This window comes from Dyadobacter jiangsuensis (genome assembly GCF_003014695.1).
Lineage (GTDB): Bacteria > Bacteroidota > Bacteroidia > Cytophagales > Spirosomataceae > Dyadobacter > Dyadobacter jiangsuensis.
The window spans coordinates 18,269-36,905 of the sequence record NZ_PYAS01000002.1; the positions used below are offsets into that span (position 1 = coordinate 18,269).

Sequence of the window (18,637 nt, forward strand, 5' to 3'; positions counted from 1 at the left end):
TATTTAAAACCATACACGATGTCATCTGTAACGTCTTCCGCCGCGTCGTTGCCGCAAGGCTTCATTCCTGTCATGCTTACCCCTTTCCTGGAAACCGGCGAGGTGGATTATGAAGGATTAAAAGCATTGACGGACTTGTACCTTGAAGCGGGTGCAGCGGGGCTGTTTGCCAACTGTCTTTCAAGCGAAATGTACGAGTTATCGGTGGAAGAGCGGTTGAAAGTGACGCGCACGGTAGTGGAACACACAGCAGGTCGCGTGCCCGTTGTTGCGACAGGAACCTTCGGAGGACCAATCCCGGAGCAGGCGCAGTTCGTTAAACGTATATATGATACCGGTGTGCAGGCGGTGATTGTAATTACCGGGCTGCTGGCGGACGAGGACGAATCGGATGAAGTATTTATCCAACGGGCAAAGGAGCTGATCAGCCTTACTGCGGAGGTTCCGCTCGGTTTTTATGAATGTCCCGTGCCATACAAGAGGCTGATCAGTAGTGAAGTCCTCGCGGAGCTGCTGCCTTCGAATCGCATTATCTATCATAAAGACACCTGCCTGGATATCGAAGAAGTCATTCGGAGAATCAAGGTGGCCGAAGGCTATCGCTTCGGGCTTTACGATGCTTACATGGTGAATGCAACGGCCTCACTCAAAGCGGGCGCTGCCGGGCTGTCATGTATTCAGGGGAATATTTATCCGGAACTGATCGTCTGGATTTGCAAAAACTATAACAATGCGGAGCGGCAGGAAGACGTGAAAGCGTTGCAATCGTTCTTCGTCGAGTCGATGGACATCGTGCATTCCGCCTATCCGATCATTGCAAAATATTGCCTCCAAAAAAGAGGTTTTCCCATCTCGACGTACACGCGCCGCGATGTGGGCGAGCTGACCGCCGATTTGCAGGAACGTGCCGACCAATTACTGGACGAAGTGGACCGGATCCAAGCTGCGCTCGGAATTCCGAGTGTATTTAAAAAGGCTCTTGAAGTACCATTGAAATAACCCAATCGGATCAAACCCTAAATTTTGAGCTATGACTTTTCCTAACCAGCAAATTTTGGATCGGGTAACCGAGGGGGATGAAGTTGCATTTACGCAACTCCGTTCATACTTCCATGTCGCTGCATTTAAATTTTGTGCCGTTCTCCTGAAAGACGAAACAGAGGCGGAGAATGTCATCAATTCCGTTTTCAATAAAATCTGGAACGAGCGGCTTGACTTACAGACCGAAGGTAATTTCCAATCCTACCTTTTCAGCAGTCTCAAAGATCAGATTTTTGGGGAGATGCGAAAATACAGTGATCCCGCTGCACGTAAACAGTATCTAGATCGTATACAGTCGTTTCGCGCCAGCTAATATGGCTGTCTAAGAATAGCAATATTAGTATTACACTATTTAATAGTATTTTTTTAGCATTTTGTCGATTGGACAGGATGGATTATTAAAAAATTTTCTTTTAAATTGAGCAATGGCAGCCAACCTAAACCCTGCCAGCATTGATTTAAAATGAAACCGCATTTCCATAAGGTCCCTATTCCCTCGAGGACTTCGTTCAGCATCCGTCATGACAAAGATTCTGGCTTCGGCACGGTTTGGCATTACCATCCCGAGCTCGAACTTCACTATCTGGTCAAAGGAAAAGGGGTAAGATTTATTGGAGACAACATCAGTAACTTTTCGGACGGAGAGTTGATTCTGTTGGGGGAAAATCTCCCGCACACCTGGCGGGTGGAAGAGGGAGCCAGTAATACGACCGTGGAGGTGGTTATTATCCACTTTTTGCCCAATTGCCTGGGCAGCGAATTGCTGTTGCTGCCGGAGGCTTACCAGATCCCGAAATTATTTGAACGTGCGAAAAGAGGCTTGCTGATACGCGGCGAGGCCAGGGAGAAAGTGATTCGTCTGATGCATTCTGCTGTGGACGCTGAAAATCTCGACAGGTTGATCGCCTTGCTTTCGATTCTGAAAATCCTGGCAGAGGCAACAGAATATGAGACGATAGCTTCGGCACATGCATTCTATAAATCCAATGATGCCGAAACGCTGCGGTTGAATAAAATTTACGCCTATACGCTTTCCAACTACCGCAACGATATTTCCTTGCAGGATGTCGCGTCGATCGCCAACCTGGGCATTACTTCTTTTTGCAGGTATTTTAAATTGATGACCAAGAAAACCTACAACGATTTTCTGGTGGAGATCAGGATTAGCCAGGCTTGCCGGTTCCTGATTGAAGATAAAATGGCTACGGAGGTGATCTGTTTCGAGTGCGGCTTCAACAATGTTTCCAACTTTTACCGGCATTTCAAGAAGGTTACCGATATGACTCCCCTGGAATACAAGCGGAAGTATCTTTACAAAGCCGCACCCGAAATGGTCTGATCATTTGTCGTGATTCTTCATCCACTCGTCCATTGAGAAACGTCCGGAGCCTACCACTGCGAATGTTATGACCAGGATGAGCGTAATCATCGAAAGCCACAACTCGGAGTTGAGGTACGAAAAGCCGAGTCGGATATTGACAAAGAACACGGCGGTAAGCAGGATCGGTATCTGAATGATGGATGCGATTCTGGTCAGGCATCCCATTGCGATGAGGAATCCGCCAAAAATGTGCGCAAAAGCTACGTAGTGAACGGCGGTGACGGTGTACAGATGAAAGTCGAGGCCGGTAACCAGATGAGACAACTTGGTGGTATCGCTGATGAAGCTGATACCCTTAGCAAACAAAAATACTCCCAAAGCAATACGAACTATGTCCATCCAGGCCGGATGGTGCGTATCGCCCCAATGCTCGATTCGATCCATCATGTTCATAACTTCTCAAATTTTGGTTTCAAGAAAGTTACAGGTTTGAATGGACTATGTCAAGAGAAAATGGCTTTTTTCCAAGTCTCTTAAAGGCTAAAAATCAATGTTTTTCGATGAGAGAAGTGTGTTTGGTATCCTTCATGCGGATGTAGACGATCAGTGAAATAAAAATGCAGATGGTCACATACCAGTAGTACCATGTTTCATGCCCCAGGTTCTTGGCCCACAATGCCAGGTATTCGGCCGTGCCGCCGAAAACGGCCACCGCGATCGAATAGGGGAGTCCCACACCCAGTGCACGCACCTCCACGGGAAACAGCTCGGCTTTTACAACAGCATTGATGGACGTATAACCGCTCACAATGATCAGCGCGGCCATCAGTAGCCCGAATGCAGGCCACATTTCGGTAGTATGGCTCAGCGTAGTGAGGAGTGGATAAGTGAAAATCGTCCCTAACACGCCGAAACCAATCAGTAGCGGCCGACGGCCAATACGATCGCTGATCGCTCCGAAAACCGGCTGCAATGCCGCAAATATAAAGAGCGAGCAGAAGGTGAGTATCGTAGATTGGTATTTGGTAAGCCCTACCGTGTTTACGAGGAACTTCTGCATATAAGTGGTGTAGGTGTAGAACGCCAGTGTACCGCCGGATGTAAGGCCAATTACCACCAAAACTGCCTTGGGGTGTTTCATCAGCTCTTTCAGTGAGCCTTCTTTCTTTACTTTAAGATCTTTGGATTGAAATGCTTCCGTCTCGTTAAGATGCGCACGCAGGTACAATGCTACTAATGATAACATAGCCCCGATCACAAATGGAATACGCCAGCCCCAGTCATGCATTTGCTGGTCGGTAAGGAAGATATTTTGTAAAATCAGCTGTAAACCCAATGCAATAAGCTGCCCGCCGATGAGTGTCACGTATTGGAAGCTGGAAAAGAACCCGCGTTTTTCCTCGGTCGCCACTTCGCTGAGGTACGTGGCGGAAGTGCCATATTCTCCGCCGACGCTGAGCCCTTGGAGCAGTCGGGCGATCAACAGCAGCAATGGCGCTGCAATACCGATGCTGTTGTAACTCGGCAGGAATGCGATGAGCAACGATCCCAACGACATGAGTAGCACCGAAACAGTCATGGCTACTTTGCGCCCACGGTTATCCGCCAGCTTACCGAAAACATATCCGCCGATAGGCCGCATCAGAAAGCCCACTGCGAAAATGCCTGCTGTGTTGATCAGTTGGACCGTTGGGTTTGAGTCGGGAAAGAATGTACCGGCAAAATAGAGGGAGAATGCGGAGTAGGCGTACCAGTCGTACCATTCGACAAGGTTACCTGCGGAACCCCCGATAATGGCTTTGAGGCGCCAGCCGGTGTCGTCTTTGTGTAAAGTTTGCTCCATAAATCGGGATTAGGTTTTCCCAATTTACTTAAATAAAGTGCAAATCCATGCGGCCGCGTGCTCTACCAGACGGGTATGGCCGCTTTTTAGTTCAATGTATTGTTTTTCGGGAAGCAGCTCCGCCAACTTTTGTACTGCTTTGGGTTTCAGCAAACTATCATAAACGCCTGCGAAAAGGTAAATCGTTACGCCATTTGCATTCGCTGTTTTGACCAATGCCGGAATATTAAACCGCAGATCCCGGAATGCTACCCAGGAACGGTAAATGGTTTGCCTTTTCTCAGGCGTGTTCAAGACTTGCTGCGTGAACCGGACAAGGCTTTTGCTGGCCAGTTTCAGCGTCCTGGCCACACGAACACCGGGGAAAAAAATGCCGGGATGCCGCATTAACCATCCATACATCCATCGCGCGGGCGGGATGCGTGTCGCGAGCGCGTACATAGGGTGCTCGGATACACCGTCGGGTGCAATGAGGAATGCATTATCGATACTTTCTGGAAATGCTTCGAGCGTAGCCAATGCAAAGCGCCCGCCAATGCTGAAACCGGTAATGTCGAAGCGGGTGATGTTGTTTTGGTTTAGGAAATGTTGAATGCTGTTTTTCCACTCTGCTTTTGAAATGACTTCGAAAGGGGCATTGCTCTTTTGCCCGTGGTACGGGAGGTCGAATGCGTAGATGGTGTAATGCGTGCCGAGAGGAGTAAGGATTGGCGCAAAACACGATGTCCCGTCTTGCCCAATTCCGTGGAATGCGAGGAGAATGTTCGGGCCGGAGCCGAGTTTGTGAAAAGGGAGATTTTTTGAATAATGGTCACTCATAGGCTTCCCGGCGATGTTTTACTGCCGATACTTCTACAATCCTGATATGGTCCTCAATGCAGTAGAGTATCCTGTAATTTCCTACCCGAACCCGGTAAGTGTTTTTTGTAGTGACTAACTTTTTACTGCCAGAGGGCCTTGGCTCGTTGGCCAGCAGGCGAATGGCCGGGACTATTTTTTTGACTTCCTGTACCGGAAGCTTTTTGATATCTTTTTGAGCCGAACTATTAATGATGACTTCGTAAACTTCATTCATCAAATTTTCCCTCGGCTTTTAATTGTTGCACAAATTCTTCAAAGGGAATTGATTCTTCATGTTTCCTTTCTTCGACCAGTAGCGCATCCAGAATATCTTCCACTATCTGACCATGTTTTTTCAGATCGATAATCACTTCGGTCTTGTGCCCTTGCGCGTCGGTATTGTATCTGACTCCGGTCATGTAAATTGAAGTTTGAATAGGAATATTAAATTTAAGCTAAAACAAAAAGACCTCCAAACGCCCTGCTCACTGAAACAGCCCGTTTGAGAGGTCTTTTTGATTATCTTAGGCTTCCATCAAATACGCCTTGATGAACGCATTGATATCACCGTTCAACACCGCTTCGGTATTCGAAGTCTGGTAATCGGTACGGTGGTCTTTGACGCGGCGGTCGTCGAGGACGTAGCTGCGGATTTGCGAGCCCCATTCGATCTTGCGCTTCGAAGCTTCCACTTCGGCACGAGCCGAGTTACGCTTTTCGAGCTCGATCTGGTACAGGCGCGATTTCAACAATCGGATCGCAACCTCCTTGTTCATGAGCTGCGAACGTTCCTGCTGACAGGCGATGATGATGCCCGAAGGCTTGTGGTGCAAACGTACCGCGGTTTCCACCTTGTTTACGTTCTGTCCACCAGCGCCACCCGAACGGTAAGTGTCCCAGGTAATGTCGGCCATATTCACCTCGATCTCGATATTGTCGTCTGCGAGCGGGTACACATACACAGAGGTAAATGAGGTATGCCGGCGTGCATTCGAGTCGAATGGCGAAATGCGGACGAGGCGGTGTACGCCGTTTTCCGATTTCAGGTTACCGTAGGCATATTCACCGTCGATTTCGAGGGTCACGGATTTCACTCCGGCCACATCGCCATCCTGCAAATCCACCTGGCGCACCTTGTAGCCATTCTTCTCCGCCCACATAATGTACATCCGCATGAGCATGGAAGCCCAGTCTTGCGACTCGGTACCACCCGCTCCCGCATTGATTTCGATCACGGCAGGCAGTTCGTCGCCCTCTTCGCCCATCATTTTCCGGAACTCGATTTCGTCGAGTTTGTCGGCGAGTTTTTTGCCTTCGTCGTCCACCTCTTCTTCGGTGGCTTCGTCGGCTTCATAAAATTCCCAGATCGTGTCCAGGTCGTCGCGCAGGCGCGCGAGTTCCTCGTAACCATTGGTCCAGAATTTCAATCCGCGGATCTCTCTCATGACTTTTTCCGCGCGGGTCGAGTCATTCCAGAATTCCGGCTGAACAGTTTGCTGTTCGAGTTGTCCTAGCTGTTGTTTCCGGTTAGCGTAGTCAAAGATACCTCCCCAAAGCCTCTACACGGGCTTTCAAGTCTTTCAATTGCTCTGCAGTCATTGAATTTTTTGAATTTAAGTTAAAAATAAATGCTTCGCTGTCAGGTTTTGGCGGGGGTGGTCAAGTTTGGTCATGAATTGTCATGAGTAGTCATGGGTTGTCATGAGTGGTCATGAATTGTCATGAGTAGTCATGGGTTGTCATTAGTAGTCATGAATTGTCAGGTGTGGTCATTTGTTGTGACTGTTACCTGTCTTGAATCACCGCAGGCCTTTGCCTATTGTTTTGATGTAGTTGTTAAGTTTAACTGATAACAACTCACAAAGTTGGTTCAATTCTGTGAATTTTTCCCTAGAAATCAGATTCCTGTTCAATGCTTTGGTAAGCCAGGTTACTGTTTCCCTTAAAGAACCCCTAGAATAGTAGCAGAAGTTCAGATTCTCTTTATAATGGTATCTTCCAAAGCCCTCGGCGATGTTGGCAGCGATAGAATCGGAAGCGCGGATCAGTTGTTTGCCAAATGCGTCTTTCACAAAATAGCTCCAATCGTCTACTATTCGCCATATTTCGTCGCCAATCACCATTGCCAGCTGGTATACTTGCAGTTCTTCCAGTTTCATCATGCAGCCCGTTTGTTACCACATTGATACGCCAGAATCTCCCTTTGGTAACAACTTGTAATAACCTTATCAGCTTCACAACAAATGACTTCCTGACTATACTTGACCAGACCTGACTAATTCCTGACCACACTGACAACATCTGACCAGACCTGACTAATTCCTGACCAATTTCTAACGATAATTATTACCTTTGCGTCAAAATTTTGTCAACCCATTTCGTACAATAAAAATACCGGAAAATGGCTCAAACATATGATGTGATTGTAATTGGTAGCGGCCCCGGGGGTTATCCCGCAGCCATTCGTGCTTCCCAATTAGGACTTAAAGTTGCTATTGTTGAAAAAGAAAGTTTAGGAGGAATTTGCCTTAACTGGGGTTGTATTCCAACAAAAGCGTTGCTGAAAAGTGCTCAGGTTTTCGAGTACATCAAGCATGCAAAAGATTACGGTATCAATGTAAGCGACTCATCGGCTGATTTCGGAGCGGTGATCAAACGCAGCCGCGGTGTTGCCGACAGCATGAGCAAAGGGGTGTCGTTCCTGATGAAAAAGAACAAGATCGACGTCATCATGGGTACCGGCAAAGTGAAAGGCCAAAAGACGGTTGAAGTAACAGACAAGGATGGCAAAAAAGTGGATTACACCGCTTCAAAAGGTGTGATCATTGCAACAGGTGCACGCGCACGCGAGTTGCCGAACATCAAACTCGACGGTCAGAAGATCATCGAATACCGTAAGGCGATGAGCCTTGAAAAACAGCCTGCTTCCATGCTGGTAATCGGCTCAGGTGCGATCGGAATGGAGTTTGCATACGTTTATAACTCAATGGGAACCAAGGTTACCGTAGTGGAATTCCTCCCTAACCTGGTTCCGGTTGAAGACGAAGAGATTTCAAAGGAAATCGCGAAGCAATACAAGAAGATCGGTATCGAAACTTTGGTAAACTCTTCGGTAGAAAAAGTGGATACAAGCGGCAAAGGTTGCAAAGTGACCGTGAAAACTCCTGAAGGCGAGAAAACTTTCGAAGTAGATGTAGTGCTTTCGGCGGCAGGTATTGTTTCAAATATCGAAAACATCGGTCTGGAAGAAACAGGTATCAAAACGGAGAAAGGTAAAATCGTGGTTAACGAGTGGTACGAAACCAGCGTTCCTGGATTCTACGCAATCGGTGACTGTACGCCAGGCCAGGCATTGGCACACGTGGCCACTGCCGAAGGGATTATCTGCGCCGAGAAAATCGCGGGGCACAAAACCGAAGCATTGGATTACGGCAACATCCCTGGATGTACTTATTGCCAGCCGGAAATCGCATCGGTAGGTTTCACCGAGAAAAAGGCGAAAGAAGCAGGCTACGATATCAAAGTAGGTAAATTCCCATTCAAAGCGTCTGGTAAGGCGGTAGGAGCAGGCGTTACCGACGGTTTCGTAAAAGTAATCTTCGACGCGAAATACGGCGAGTTCCTCGGAGCGCACATGATCGGCGCGAACGTAACGGAAATGATCGCTGAGGTAGTAGTTGCCCGCAAGCTGGAAACTACTTCGCACGAAATCATGCGTTCCGTACACCCGCACCCAACCATGTCGGAAGCGCTGAAAGGTGCTACTGAGGCGGCTTATGGCGAGGCGATCGATTTGTAAGAATGACCGCCGACGGCTGACGGCCGACCGCTGAACGCGGGCTGTCGTTTGTTGGAAGTAACAATATTGAATGCGCAATGCCCGGGAGTTATTCCGGGCATTGTTTATTTTTACATAAACTACTGCTCAACATTCCTATGTCTGCAAACGCATTAACCAGACAACATTCCGAGAATCTGGAAACATTTCTGCGCTTAAACAACGTGGCAGACAAATTACATCGTGGAAATCCCAACGCTACAAAGAAACGATCAATGGATATCAGCAGTGACGACGTTTTACAGCTTTTGAGAAGTTTAAACCAACATAAGGTCAAATACCTGTTGGTAGGGGGAATGGCCGGAGTCGTTCATGGGCACATCCGGACGACACTGGATATGGACTTGTGGATTGGTAATACCCGTGAAAATACGGAGGCGTTCGTACGCGCTTTGCGGGAGAACGAGGTGGTTGGAGCGGAGCTTTTGACGACAATGCCTTTGATATTCGGATGGACGTCGGTACGATTCGGGAAATCTGGTTTCGAACTGGATTTAGGACATTCGTTAAAAGCTTTCGCAGATAGCGACTTCGAAGCTTGTTATGAAAGAGCATTGGTGGCGGACTACGACGGTGTGCCATTTTCCGTTATCCATCTGCGCGATCTGATTACCGAAAAAAAGGCAACTGCAAGAAAGAAAGACCTTGCCGATCTGGAAGAATTGCAGCGAATCTGGGAGGAGGATTACCGACGGCCGACGGCCGACAGCTGACCGCCGAAAGTCGGTACACACGATCGGCCGTCGGCGGTCAGTCGTCGGTCGTCATTTCACCTTCTGCCTCCGCTGCATCGCCTCCCGCCACGTAGTTAGTATAATTCCTTCCTTCTCAATATACTTTCGCAACTCCGGGTCGATCATCGCCAGGAAATCGCCTTCGCGGGTGGGCCAGGAGTCGGAGATTTGCGGGAAGACTTCGGTGTGGACCGTGCAATGCATGATGACCATCGTGAGGCCGGGTTTCAGTTTACCTATCGCTTCGATGTATTTTGCGGTTTTGTATTGCTGCAATGCTTTTGCGGATTTGTCGCCATTTTCGGGGCCCTTCCATCCGTAGCTGGTGTTTTCCAGGTCGTCCAGGACTGGCAAGCCTGCCGCCCAAAGCTGTTTGCCGACGTTTTGAGTCATTTCAAACTGCTTGTCGATCATTTTTTCCTCGCCCCTGATAGCGGTATTGTGGCCGCCGGGAAACATCACAGGAATCTTTTCCTGCATTCCTACTTTCAAATACCTTTCCAAAAACTCGGGCGTCGCGAACAGCGTGCCCATATGCGAATCGAGGTGCGTAGGCTCGAAGCCCATCGTGCGTGCGCGTTCCAGCTGCGCGCGGATTTCGGTTTCGACTTCGCCCGGAGAGGCATTTTTGACAACATCTGCTACACCGCGCCACAATGCACCTTCCGGATCGGTAAGTCCTTTAACCTGGTTCTTGCCGGCCAGCGGCCCCCAGCGATAGTCTTTCCATTCCGACGTCATGGTCAGGTGCAGCCCCGCATCGATGTCCCTGTTTTCTTTCCAGTAATGCACAAAACCAGGCACCCAGCCGCACGGCATCATCACACTCAATGAATTGGCAACACCTTCGCGAATGGCTTTGATAGCGCCCTGGTTGGACTCGTAGGACATACCCACATCGTCGACGTGGATAATGAGCACCTTTTTGCCTTTGGGATACCCGAGTTTTTCGGCGTAGGTAGGTTCTGTTGTCTGAGCGAAAGCGCTTCCGGACAATAGGATTGCAAATAGCAGTGACACTTTCTTCATAAGCTCATTATTTGGTTATGTTTGCAGTTGCTCATTAACAGACTATACCCCTTATGAAGAACTTCGTACTAGCGTTTTTACTGCTTTTTTACACGGGCCAGTTATCCGCGCAAAATGTGTCGGCGAGGGCGATCGTGAAGAAGGCTCTTTTGAAAACTACGGGCGGTAAGCAAGTGAAAAGTTTTAAACTCGTTACCACTTTCGACCGCTCAGGTACAGCTGCCTTAAAACAATCACAACGCAGCCCGATGCGCGATTTGATGGAGTCACTCATGAGCATTGCCCCCGACTCAGTTAAAGAGCAAATGGCCGCCGAAATAAAGCGCGTCAGCGAAACCCTCGATCAGGATTTGATAGCGATGTACGAGCGATTGGTAGATGTTTCAATTGTCGATTTGAGCTTAAAAAGGGCTGTTCACCTGAGAACAGGCCTAACAAGTACCGAGGATACGAGTCGAACTGTGAAGGAAGTTCGCAAGGGTGAAATGGCCCCGTTTATACTTAGTAATCCAGCATTATTGCTTGAATATATGGCGGTCGATACCGTTGAACTGCACTACACGGGAACGGCCGCTGTGGAGAATGAGGATCAGCACATTGTACAGGTAAAGACTGGTGACAAATGGATCGATGGTGATGATCGGGAAGGAAAGCCAGCTCGTGTCGCAGATTGTCATTCCGCAGGTAGATACTGACCCGTTGATGGGAAAAGGGCCGGTGCATTATAAAGACATCCGTACGTTCAGAAATTACAAGAAGATATCCAACATGCTGCTACCGGCCGATTTGGAGGAAACGAGTACGAGTTTCGGTATGACCGTTAAGCAAAATTTGGCTTGGAGTCACATCAATGAGCCATTTCCCGATTCCACATTTGCCCGTGAGCCAACGCCGGAGGAGAAAGCCCAATTCAGGTTTACGGATATTGGTAACAGCCTTTTTGTAATGGAATTAACCGGGGGGAATTTTGGGGGTATGCGTACACTTGTCGTGGAAAGCGGCCAGGTCATTGATCTCTTTACCGGATTCGTTTACAATGAAGTGATTATCGCTAAAATGAGAAGGGCTCTTGCTGACAAGTTTCCGGGAAAGAACATCCGGAATATCTTTGGCGCTCAGGCAATTTCCTGGGTTCAGTCCCTTTCAGATCTGTTTGATTCCGGTACGCAGTTGCATTGCCCCAAAGGGTTGGGCGTAATGTCGGAAGATCAGCTACATAAGTATAATGCGAAGGAAGACTCAACCTGGCGCGCCCGGCTTTCAGATGGTACCTTGCATCCTTTCGACACCGGTTTTGTGAAGGACGGCTACCGGATTGTTATGCTTAATTCGAACCCGAACCCTAATTATGAACAGTGGCAGGTATGCTATTACCTGAGTAGCCAAAAGGCGATTTATGTAAATGGATACCTCGGAGAACCCGAAAAAGGGCGGAGTGCGACATCCTGGGAAAAACGATTGTATGAGATAATTACCCGTGACGGATGGGCGGTTGAAAAGATAATATGCCCGAATGCACTCTCACATACGGCACCGCTCGCAATGAGCTATGAAGAGCTGCGACTGAGAGTCACTGCACAATAGCCCTATTATTTTCGCGTTATTTGCCAACATTTTAACGCATCCCCTGACATTCCTGCATGGCTAACTCGCGCAACCTGTTAACCTGTCTGCTATTGTGCCTGATCATTCCGGCACAAGCCCAGCACTTTTCCCTAAGTCGCCTTTTTTATCCGAACCTGACGCTGAAAGCGGATTACACGGTGCCTGCGAGCCTCGACGGCACACGGGATTATGGTCTTTCGAGGACAGGTTTTTTCGGGATCATTCCCTTGCAGAGCGAGGTACAGCTGGGGTACAGCCTGCGCAAAAAATTCGACCTAAGAGCAGTTCATACCGTCGCCATTGCTCAGTATACCCAGATACAGCCAACATTCGACGGCAAGAACGACCCATCCAACGGCTATAAAACATTATCTCTCGGTGTGATCCGCTTGCAAGCGAGTATTCAGGACCGGCTTTGGGTTTATGGCGGCGGATTGGGTATGACGGAGAGCAATGAGACGTTTTTCAGCCCGCAGCCATTTTTCTGGGGCGGGGCGGCGAGAATGCACATTCTCGGGCTTCGTACGCAGTTTATGTATGGATCGGTGCTGGCCTATAATCAGAAGCTGCGTTTTATTCCGGTATTGGGGGTAAATAAGGGGCTGGGTAAACATTGGCGCGTTTCCGCATTGCTGCCGTTTATGGTCAATGCGAATTACAAGGCTACCAAATGGTTCAATGTCGATTTCCTGGCGGGATTAAATGGTTACAGCGGTGGTTTTCAGGTGCAAACACCGGAGGAAAAGGCCTTGCGGCGCGAGAATTACCGTCAGATGAAAACCGGCGTTGCTGCCAATGCGCACTTGTTTTCGGTGCTGAATGTGTCGGTGGAGGCGGGTGTGACCACATTCAGGCAGCTGCGAACATTTAACAGCGCCCGCGAAAACCTCACGTCCTACACACCCGCAACCACGCCTTACATAGGCGCGAGCATACGTTACATCACGAGCCGGTCCAGTCTTTCGTCGAAATTCATGCGGCGGATGAGCCTGGGAGAGGGTGGTATTAACTGGTAAGTTTCAGGCCGAAATATTTGTAAATTAGCCAGGAAACTTACTTCATTCACCTAACTAACAGCGCTATGAGGACTTTCGGGCTTTTTCTACTCGTATTTCTGATCGGATTTGTCGCTTGCAAGAGCAGTAAAACCGCCAAAACAACACAAACAGCCATGTCTGAAAAAGCTACGCTGGAAGGAGAATGGGAGTTGAATTACATCATACTTCCGGGGAGTTCCTTCGAAGAACTTTACAAGGAGAAAAAGCCGGTCATAAGGTTCGACCTCACTGAGCAGAAGTTCAGCGGGAACACAAGCTGCAATTCATTTGCCGGAAAGCTCAAAACGGACGGGCCTAAAATCGACTTCAACGAGCCTTTCATGATGACCAAAATGTTTTGTCCCGGTGAAGGAGAAAACAAATTCGTAGAAACACTCAAAAAAGTGACGACCTATTCGGTGAGCGACGGAAATACATTGAACTTCATCTCCGGGGATATTGGCGTGATGCGTTTCACCCGGAAGTAGGCGCGCTAAACCAGCCGTTTCGCTTCCGATTTCAATAGATCTTTATCAATAGGTACCACACCGACCATCTCGCATACCAGCCCTCCGCCGAGGTTGGAAATGGCTGCTACGCTTTTGGCGGGAAGCCCTAATGCCACGCAGCAGGCGGCAATGCTGATGACCGTGTCCCCAGCGCCGGAAACGTCGGCAATCTGGCGGATATGCGCCGGAAGTTTGTGGGTTTCGTTATTGAAATCAATGAAAACGCCTCTTTCCGACAACGTGATCAATGCGCCGTTGACTTGAAGCGTATCTTTCAAATGCTGCACTGTCGCTTTCAGCTCGTCGAGGTTATCCACATTGAAATCCACTTTTAAACCTTCGCGGAGCTCTTTCAGATTGGGTTTGAAAAGCGTGACGTGGTTATAGGCCAGGAAATTGCGCTTTTTGGGATCGACAACCGTCGGGACATTATTCGCATTGGCGAATGCAGTGATTTCGGCGATGGATTCGGGCGTAAGCACACCTTTGTCGTAATCTTCAAAAATGATTACCTGGCAGGAAGGGATCAGCTCCTTAGCCTTCGCGATCAGTTTTTCAGTTTCTGATTTTGAAACCGGCTTGTCGGTTTCGGTATCAATCCGGACCACCTGCTGGGAACCGGCGATAATCCGTTCTTTAATGGTGGTTATGCGGTCGTCGCTTCGGATCAGTCCTTCGCAGTTCAACCCTTTCTCTTTCAGGCTGTTTTCGAGCAGGTCGCCGGGGCCATCGGTGCCGATAACAGAGCAGATAATAGCTTCTGCACCGAGTGATTGTACATTCAACAGCACATTGCCTGCGCCGCCCAGCCGGTATTCCCTTTTTTGAACATTGACCACCGGTACGGGAGCTTCCGGAGATATTCTTTCAACTTTTCCCCAAACATAGGAATCGAGCATTACATCGCCGATTACCAGTACACGAAGGGTATCAAATGCTTCAAAAACCTGATCGATTGTCATGTAGTTATGTGCTAAAATTGCCGGCAAATCTGCGGTAAAAAATCAGACTTTGGCAACAAAATGCAGGCTGGCAACCTGAAATCTTTTATTGAGATAAAGCCGGTGCGCGTCCGTCCGGGCCGCATTTACGCCCGAATCGAGATGGATTTCATTGAACCGTTCTTTCCGGGCATATTCCGTGATCCAGTCGAGCAGCATTCCTGCGTAGCCCTTGCCGCGCTGCGTCGGCAAAGTCGAAAGATCGTCGATGTAGATGTATTTTCCACGAAAAAGATTGTAACCGGTTTCAAAAACGGCCACTGCGGCGGCATCGGGGCTGCCGTCTTCGATGAAAATGATTTGCCGGTTATCGGCGAGGGTTTGCTTGATGGCGTCGGTATAAATGTCGTCAGTCAGCAATGGCCGCAGCGCCTGGATAGCGCCGCGGCATTTGAGGATATCTGCGTCTGTTCGGACGGTTTCGATCGTCATAGTCCTTTGTTATGTCCTACGATGGTCAGGTTGCTCAGATTGTGACCCATTTTGTCACGTTTGGTGAGCAGGTATTTCTCGTTATAGGGGTTGGCCGGGATTTCGATTCCCACCGAATCCACGATTTCAAGGCCGTAGCCAATTAATCCCGCACGTTTCTTAGGATTGTTGGTAATGAGCTTGATTTTGGTGAGTTCGAGATCACGCAAAATCTGCGCACCTACACCATAGTCGCGGTCGTCCATTGGGAAGCCCAGTTCCAGGTTTGCCTCCACAGTGTCGCGGCCCATTTCCTGTAACTTATAGGCCCTTAGTTTATTTAAAAGACCAATTCCGCGGCCTTCCTGGTTCATGTAAACGATCACCCCTTTACCGGCCTGATCCACCATTTCCATGGCGGCGTGCAGCTGAGGACCGCAGTCGCAACGGCATGAGCCGAAAATATCTCCCGTAACGCACGACGAATGCACGCGCACGAGTACAGGCTCGTCTTTTTCCCAGGTTCCTTTTACCAATGCAAGGTGCAAATCCCCGGTATTGATCTGGCGGTAGGCGATCAGGTCGAAATGGCCCCATTTGGTGGGCATATCGACGCCGATTTCACGTTTGATCAGCGATTCTTCCCGAAGACGGTACTCGATCAGGTCCTTAATGCTGACGAGTTTCAAGTTGAAGCGATTCGCGATTTCGCGCAGTTGAGGCAGGCGCGCCATCGAACCATCTTCATTCAGAATCTCCACCAAAACACCTGCCGGTGATAGTCCGGCCAGACGCGGGAAATCGATCGCCGCTTCGGTATGGCCGGTGCGGCGAAGCACACCGCCTCTTTTGGCTTTCAGCGGGAAAATATGTCCGGGGCGGCCGAGATCCGTTGGCTTGGTGTCCTTGCTGACAAGCGCCTGGATGGTCTTGGAGCGGTCGCTGGCCGAAATACCGGTGGTACAGCCGTGCCCAAGCAAATCGACGGAAACGGTGAATGCAGTTTCGTGCAGGGCGGTGTTGTTGCCTACCATCATTTCCAGTTCAAGTTCGGCGCAGCGCTCTTCGGTAATGGGCACGCAGATAAGTCCGCGGCCTTCCCTCGCCATAAAATTGACTATTTCCGGCGTTACCAGTTCGGCAGCGCAGATAAAATCACCTTCATTTTCACGGTCTTCATCATCTACAACGATGATAAGCTCCCCTCTTTTGATTGCTTCGATGGCGTCTTCGATAGAGTCCAGCGCAATCGGGTTCGTATTGTTACTCATTAATCGGGTTAATGAAAAAATAGTTTTAAACTAAAACTCGTTTTTACTCTGCAAAGGTACGTTGATAATGTCGAAAGTTCTATTTTTGAACGTCCGTTACAGATTGAACAAAGGATTTGCATGATCCGTTTCACGGGAGCAAACCCGGCTGGCACACCTTGCGGGAACCTACTTTACTCAATATGAAGCATAAGCTACTGATCGCATTTCTCCTTGGCATTTTTTCGCTTGTTATTCAGGAAGTTTCCGGTCAGGGCGCTAGTGCGAGGACAGAAGCTACACAGAGCTTTTGCGGTACTACGGGCGGATTTACCGTGACACCGGAAGTCGGTTGCGCGCCGCTGACGGTGAATGTGAAAAATAAGGTGCCGAAACCGGAGAACCTTACCTATGCTTTCCGTTTCGACCGCAACCAGAATACTCCCCCCAGTCTGAGCGAAACCACACAGGATTCTTCCTATACCTATCCTACGCCGGGCACTTTCACGATTTTACAGTACGGCAGTGCAGGTGGTACCGGTTTCAGTGCGTGTAAGGACGTGGTCGTAAAGGAAACGCGGGGGCCGAAGGGAGAACTGATAACCTGCACTAACGGCAAGGCGATGGTCACGCTCGGTGACGATCCGGTGACGAAGGCATATGATATCGTGACGATCAACTGGGGCGATGGCGCGACATTGAATGTCAATGTGAAAACAAGTACCACAGCTTTTTTCGAACATAGTTATAATCCCGGCAACCTGCCAGCCATTACTTTGAAAGGGTCTTACGCCAATAGCGTGTGTAATACCGAAGCGAATACCACCACCCTGACAGCCAACGGATCGCAATCGCTCACCGGTATCCGGATCAGAACCGTAGAAATGCCGGAAGATGGGAATGCGAAAATCATTTATGATGGAATGGAGGGAATCGAAACCAAGGTTTACATCGCCAAGGGAGACGGAGAATTTGTTTTTACCAACCAAAGCAGGAAAACCGGCGGGGTACAGTCGGTATCAGTCCCTCTGCTGGATCCGAAGGCTGTATACCGCTTTCAGCTCCGTTCGACGGACATTTGCGGTAATGTCATTACAAGCCCGATTGTAAGCAGCGTTGCGATCAAGGAGGGAGGCCTGTCGCTCGACGAAATCATCTCCCTCGAATGGGAGACGGAGTCAAATACCGATGGAGTGGTGGAGTTTCAGTTGAAACGGAACGGCGCCGTAATTTTCACTACTCCCGACAAGCGTTCGTATGAAGATACGGATGTCAAATGCGGGAATACCTATCAATACGAGATCGTCACCATCATCAACAACGATGTCCGATCCTATTCGGCACCCATTAGATTGCAGCCTAAGAGTTCGGCTCCGGGCGACATTACCAATGCGTTGGTTACGGTGAAGGACAACAATACGATCGGCACCAAAGTGGAGCTTTCGGGCGAAGGGCTTACCAGCGAATACAACCTGGTTGTGGAGCGCGCAATGCTTGGCAGCTCGAACTTTGAGGTCGTTTCCCCTCCCAACAACCAGAGTTTGCAATGGGATGATACAAACGTAAGCACTTCGCAGAGTTCCTATTGCTATCGTTTCCAGTACGAGAATGCCTGTAAAATGAAATCTCCGTCGTTCAGTACGCCGGTTTGCTCCATTTTGCTTGCAACCAACACGCCGGATATTGTCTGGAATCCCGAGGCGCCGTTCATCAGTACCGTTGAGACCTATACCTTGCAACAGGTCGATGGGGGAGGAAATGTGGTTAATGAAACCGCGAAAGGCCTTTCTACCAGTCATACCCTCGATCTTGCCTCCCAATCCGATTTCGGTTACCGGATCGAAGCCAAATCGTCCGATGGTAATTTTACGAGCGTATCCAATTTGCTGAATTTCAGGAGTGAAGCGATTCTTCTCGTTCCCGATGCATTTACACCGAACGGCGATGCTTATAACGAGCGCTTCGAAGTGAAGGCTTATTTCGTTAAAGATTTCAAGATGTCTGTTTTCAGCCGCTGGGGCGAGGTGGTTTACCATTCCGAGGATATCGCCGAAGGCTGGGACGGAAACATCAAGACCGGCAAAGCTCCGGGCGGTTATTACCTCTACAAGATCGAAGCGACCAATGCTTCCGGCCAGACTGTGGTCAAAAATGGGAGCTTTCTCCTAATAAGATAGG

General features: G+C 49.1%; 21 protein-coding genes. 10 read left to right on the forward strand and 11 right to left on the reverse strand.

Annotation, left to right across the window (positions count from 1 at the left end):
* The first annotated feature begins 18 nt into the window (after positions 1-18).
* The 3 genes from CLV60_RS03230 to CLV60_RS03240 all read left to right on the forward strand — a co-directional run bounded on the left by CLV60_RS03230 (position 19) and on the right by CLV60_RS03240 (position 2,380).
* Positions 19-999: a dihydrodipicolinate synthase family protein gene (locus CLV60_RS03230; RefSeq protein WP_106593983.1), complete on the forward strand. Its 981-nt coding sequence runs from the start codon at positions 19-21 to the stop codon at positions 997-999.
* Between the two features lie 31 nt (positions 1,000-1,030).
* The gene (locus tag CLV60_RS03235; protein WP_106593984.1) at positions 1,031-1,354 is read left to right on the forward strand and encodes an RNA polymerase sigma factor; all 324 of its coding nucleotides are present in this window, start codon (positions 1,031-1,033) and stop codon (positions 1,352-1,354) included.
* 150 nt (positions 1,355-1,504) lie between these two features.
* Positions 1,505-2,380, forward strand: coding sequence for an AraC family transcriptional regulator (locus CLV60_RS03240; protein ID WP_106593985.1), 876 nt, complete (start codon positions 1,505-1,507; stop codon positions 2,378-2,380).
* Here CLV60_RS03240 and CLV60_RS03245 read toward each other — a convergent pair whose 3' ends face one another.
* The 7 genes from CLV60_RS03245 to CLV60_RS03275 all read right to left on the reverse strand — a co-directional run bounded on the left by CLV60_RS03245 (position 2,381) and on the right by CLV60_RS03275 (position 7,207).
* Positions 2,381-2,815, reverse strand: a complete 435-nt coding sequence (locus CLV60_RS03245) for a DoxX family protein (protein WP_106593986.1) — start codon at positions 2,813-2,815, stop codon at positions 2,381-2,383.
* A 94-nt stretch (positions 2,816-2,909) separates the two neighbouring features.
* Positions 2,910-4,205: an MFS transporter gene (locus CLV60_RS03250; RefSeq protein WP_106593987.1), complete on the reverse strand. Its 1,296-nt coding sequence runs from the start codon at positions 4,203-4,205 to the stop codon at positions 2,910-2,912.
* A 24-nt stretch (positions 4,206-4,229) separates the two neighbouring features.
* On the reverse strand, positions 4,230-5,024 hold the full coding sequence (locus CLV60_RS03255) for an alpha/beta fold hydrolase (protein WP_106593988.1): 795 nt from the start codon (positions 5,022-5,024) through the stop codon (positions 4,230-4,232).
* Positions 5,017-5,280 carry a type II toxin-antitoxin system RelE family toxin gene (locus tag CLV60_RS03260; RefSeq protein WP_106593989.1) on the reverse strand — a complete coding sequence of 88 codons (264 nt, stop codon included), beginning with the start codon at positions 5,278-5,280 and terminating at the stop codon, positions 5,017-5,019. The genes CLV60_RS03255 and CLV60_RS03260 overlap by 8 nt, the downstream gene beginning before the upstream one ends.
* On the reverse strand, positions 5,273-5,464 hold the full coding sequence (locus CLV60_RS03265; RefSeq protein WP_106593990.1) for a hypothetical protein: 192 nt from the start codon (positions 5,462-5,464) through the stop codon (positions 5,273-5,275). The genes CLV60_RS03260 and CLV60_RS03265 overlap by 8 nt, the downstream gene beginning before the upstream one ends.
* A 105-nt stretch (positions 5,465-5,569) precedes the next feature.
* A protein-coding gene (gene prfB / locus CLV60_RS03270; protein WP_146151516.1) for a peptide chain release factor 2 occupies positions 5,570-6,644 on the reverse strand; the annotation gives its coding sequence in 2 pieces (ribosomal slippage) (positions 5,570-6,583 and positions 6,585-6,644; 1,074 coding nt in all).
* 200 nt (positions 6,645-6,844) lie between these two features.
* Complete coding sequence (locus tag CLV60_RS03275) at positions 6,845-7,207, reverse strand: four helix bundle protein (RefSeq protein WP_106593992.1); 363 nt, start codon at positions 7,205-7,207, stop codon at positions 6,845-6,847.
* Between the two features lie 239 nt (positions 7,208-7,446).
* Here CLV60_RS03275 and lpdA point away from each other — a divergent pair, with 239 nt between their 5' ends.
* Positions 7,447-8,844, forward strand: coding sequence for a dihydrolipoyl dehydrogenase (lpdA, locus tag CLV60_RS03280; protein WP_106593993.1), 1,398 nt, complete (start codon positions 7,447-7,449; stop codon positions 8,842-8,844).
* A gap of 254 nt (positions 8,845-9,098) precedes the next feature.
* Positions 9,099-9,596, forward strand: a complete 498-nt coding sequence (locus tag CLV60_RS03285; protein ID WP_229210796.1) for a nucleotidyltransferase — start codon at positions 9,099-9,101, stop codon at positions 9,594-9,596.
* A gap of 51 nt (positions 9,597-9,647) precedes the next feature.
* On the opposite strand, the gene CLV60_RS03290 is transcribed toward CLV60_RS03285, so the two are convergent.
* Positions 9,648-10,646 (reverse strand): polysaccharide deacetylase family protein, encoded by a 999-nt coding sequence (locus CLV60_RS03290; protein WP_106593995.1) that lies wholly within the window; start codon positions 10,644-10,646, stop codon positions 9,648-9,650.
* Between the two features lie 53 nt (positions 10,647-10,699).
* Between CLV60_RS03290 and CLV60_RS03295 the strand changes: the two genes are divergently transcribed.
* The 4 genes from CLV60_RS03295 to CLV60_RS03310 all read left to right on the forward strand — a co-directional run bounded on the left by CLV60_RS03295 (position 10,700) and on the right by CLV60_RS03310 (position 13,776).
* On the forward strand, positions 10,700-11,341 hold the full coding sequence (locus CLV60_RS03295; RefSeq protein ID WP_106593996.1) for a hypothetical protein: 642 nt from the start codon (positions 10,700-10,702) through the stop codon (positions 11,339-11,341).
* A complete protein-coding gene (locus tag CLV60_RS03300; protein WP_106593997.1) occupies positions 11,283-12,230 on the forward strand; it encodes a hypothetical protein in 948 nt (315 codons plus the stop codon). The genes CLV60_RS03295 and CLV60_RS03300 overlap by 59 nt, the downstream gene beginning before the upstream one ends.
* A gap of 56 nt (positions 12,231-12,286) precedes the next feature.
* Positions 12,287-13,267 carry a hypothetical protein gene (locus CLV60_RS03305; RefSeq protein WP_106593998.1) on the forward strand — a complete coding sequence of 327 codons (981 nt, stop codon included), beginning with the start codon at positions 12,287-12,289 and terminating at the stop codon, positions 13,265-13,267.
* 155 nt (positions 13,268-13,422) lie between these two features.
* Positions 13,423-13,776: an META domain-containing protein gene (locus tag CLV60_RS03310; protein ID WP_211302182.1), complete on the forward strand. Its 354-nt coding sequence runs from the start codon at positions 13,423-13,425 to the stop codon at positions 13,774-13,776.
* 5 nt (positions 13,777-13,781) lie between these two features.
* On the opposite strand, the gene CLV60_RS03315 is transcribed toward CLV60_RS03310, so the two are convergent.
* From CLV60_RS03315 to CLV60_RS03325, 3 genes are read right to left on the reverse strand one after another with little or no spacing between them, the layout of a single operon-like run.
* Positions 13,782-14,759, reverse strand: a complete 978-nt coding sequence (locus CLV60_RS03315; protein ID WP_106594000.1) for a bifunctional heptose 7-phosphate kinase/heptose 1-phosphate adenyltransferase — start codon at positions 14,757-14,759, stop codon at positions 13,782-13,784.
* A 42-nt stretch (positions 14,760-14,801) separates the two neighbouring features.
* Positions 14,802-15,230, reverse strand: a complete 429-nt coding sequence (locus CLV60_RS03320) for a GNAT family N-acetyltransferase (protein WP_106594001.1) — start codon at positions 15,228-15,230, stop codon at positions 14,802-14,804.
* Entirely contained in the window at positions 15,227-16,480 is a 1,254-nt protein-coding gene (locus CLV60_RS03325) for a bifunctional 3,4-dihydroxy-2-butanone-4-phosphate synthase/GTP cyclohydrolase II (RefSeq protein WP_106594002.1), read from the reverse strand. Before CLV60_RS03325 ends, CLV60_RS03320 begins: the two co-directional genes overlap by 4 nt.
* Before the next feature lie 182 nt (positions 16,481-16,662).
* On the opposite strand from CLV60_RS03325, the gene CLV60_RS03330 reads away from it, so the two are divergent.
* Positions 16,663-18,636, forward strand: a complete 1,974-nt coding sequence (locus CLV60_RS03330; protein ID WP_106594003.1) for a T9SS type B sorting domain-containing protein — start codon at positions 16,663-16,665, stop codon at positions 18,634-18,636.
* Position 18,637: the final 1 nt, after the last annotated feature.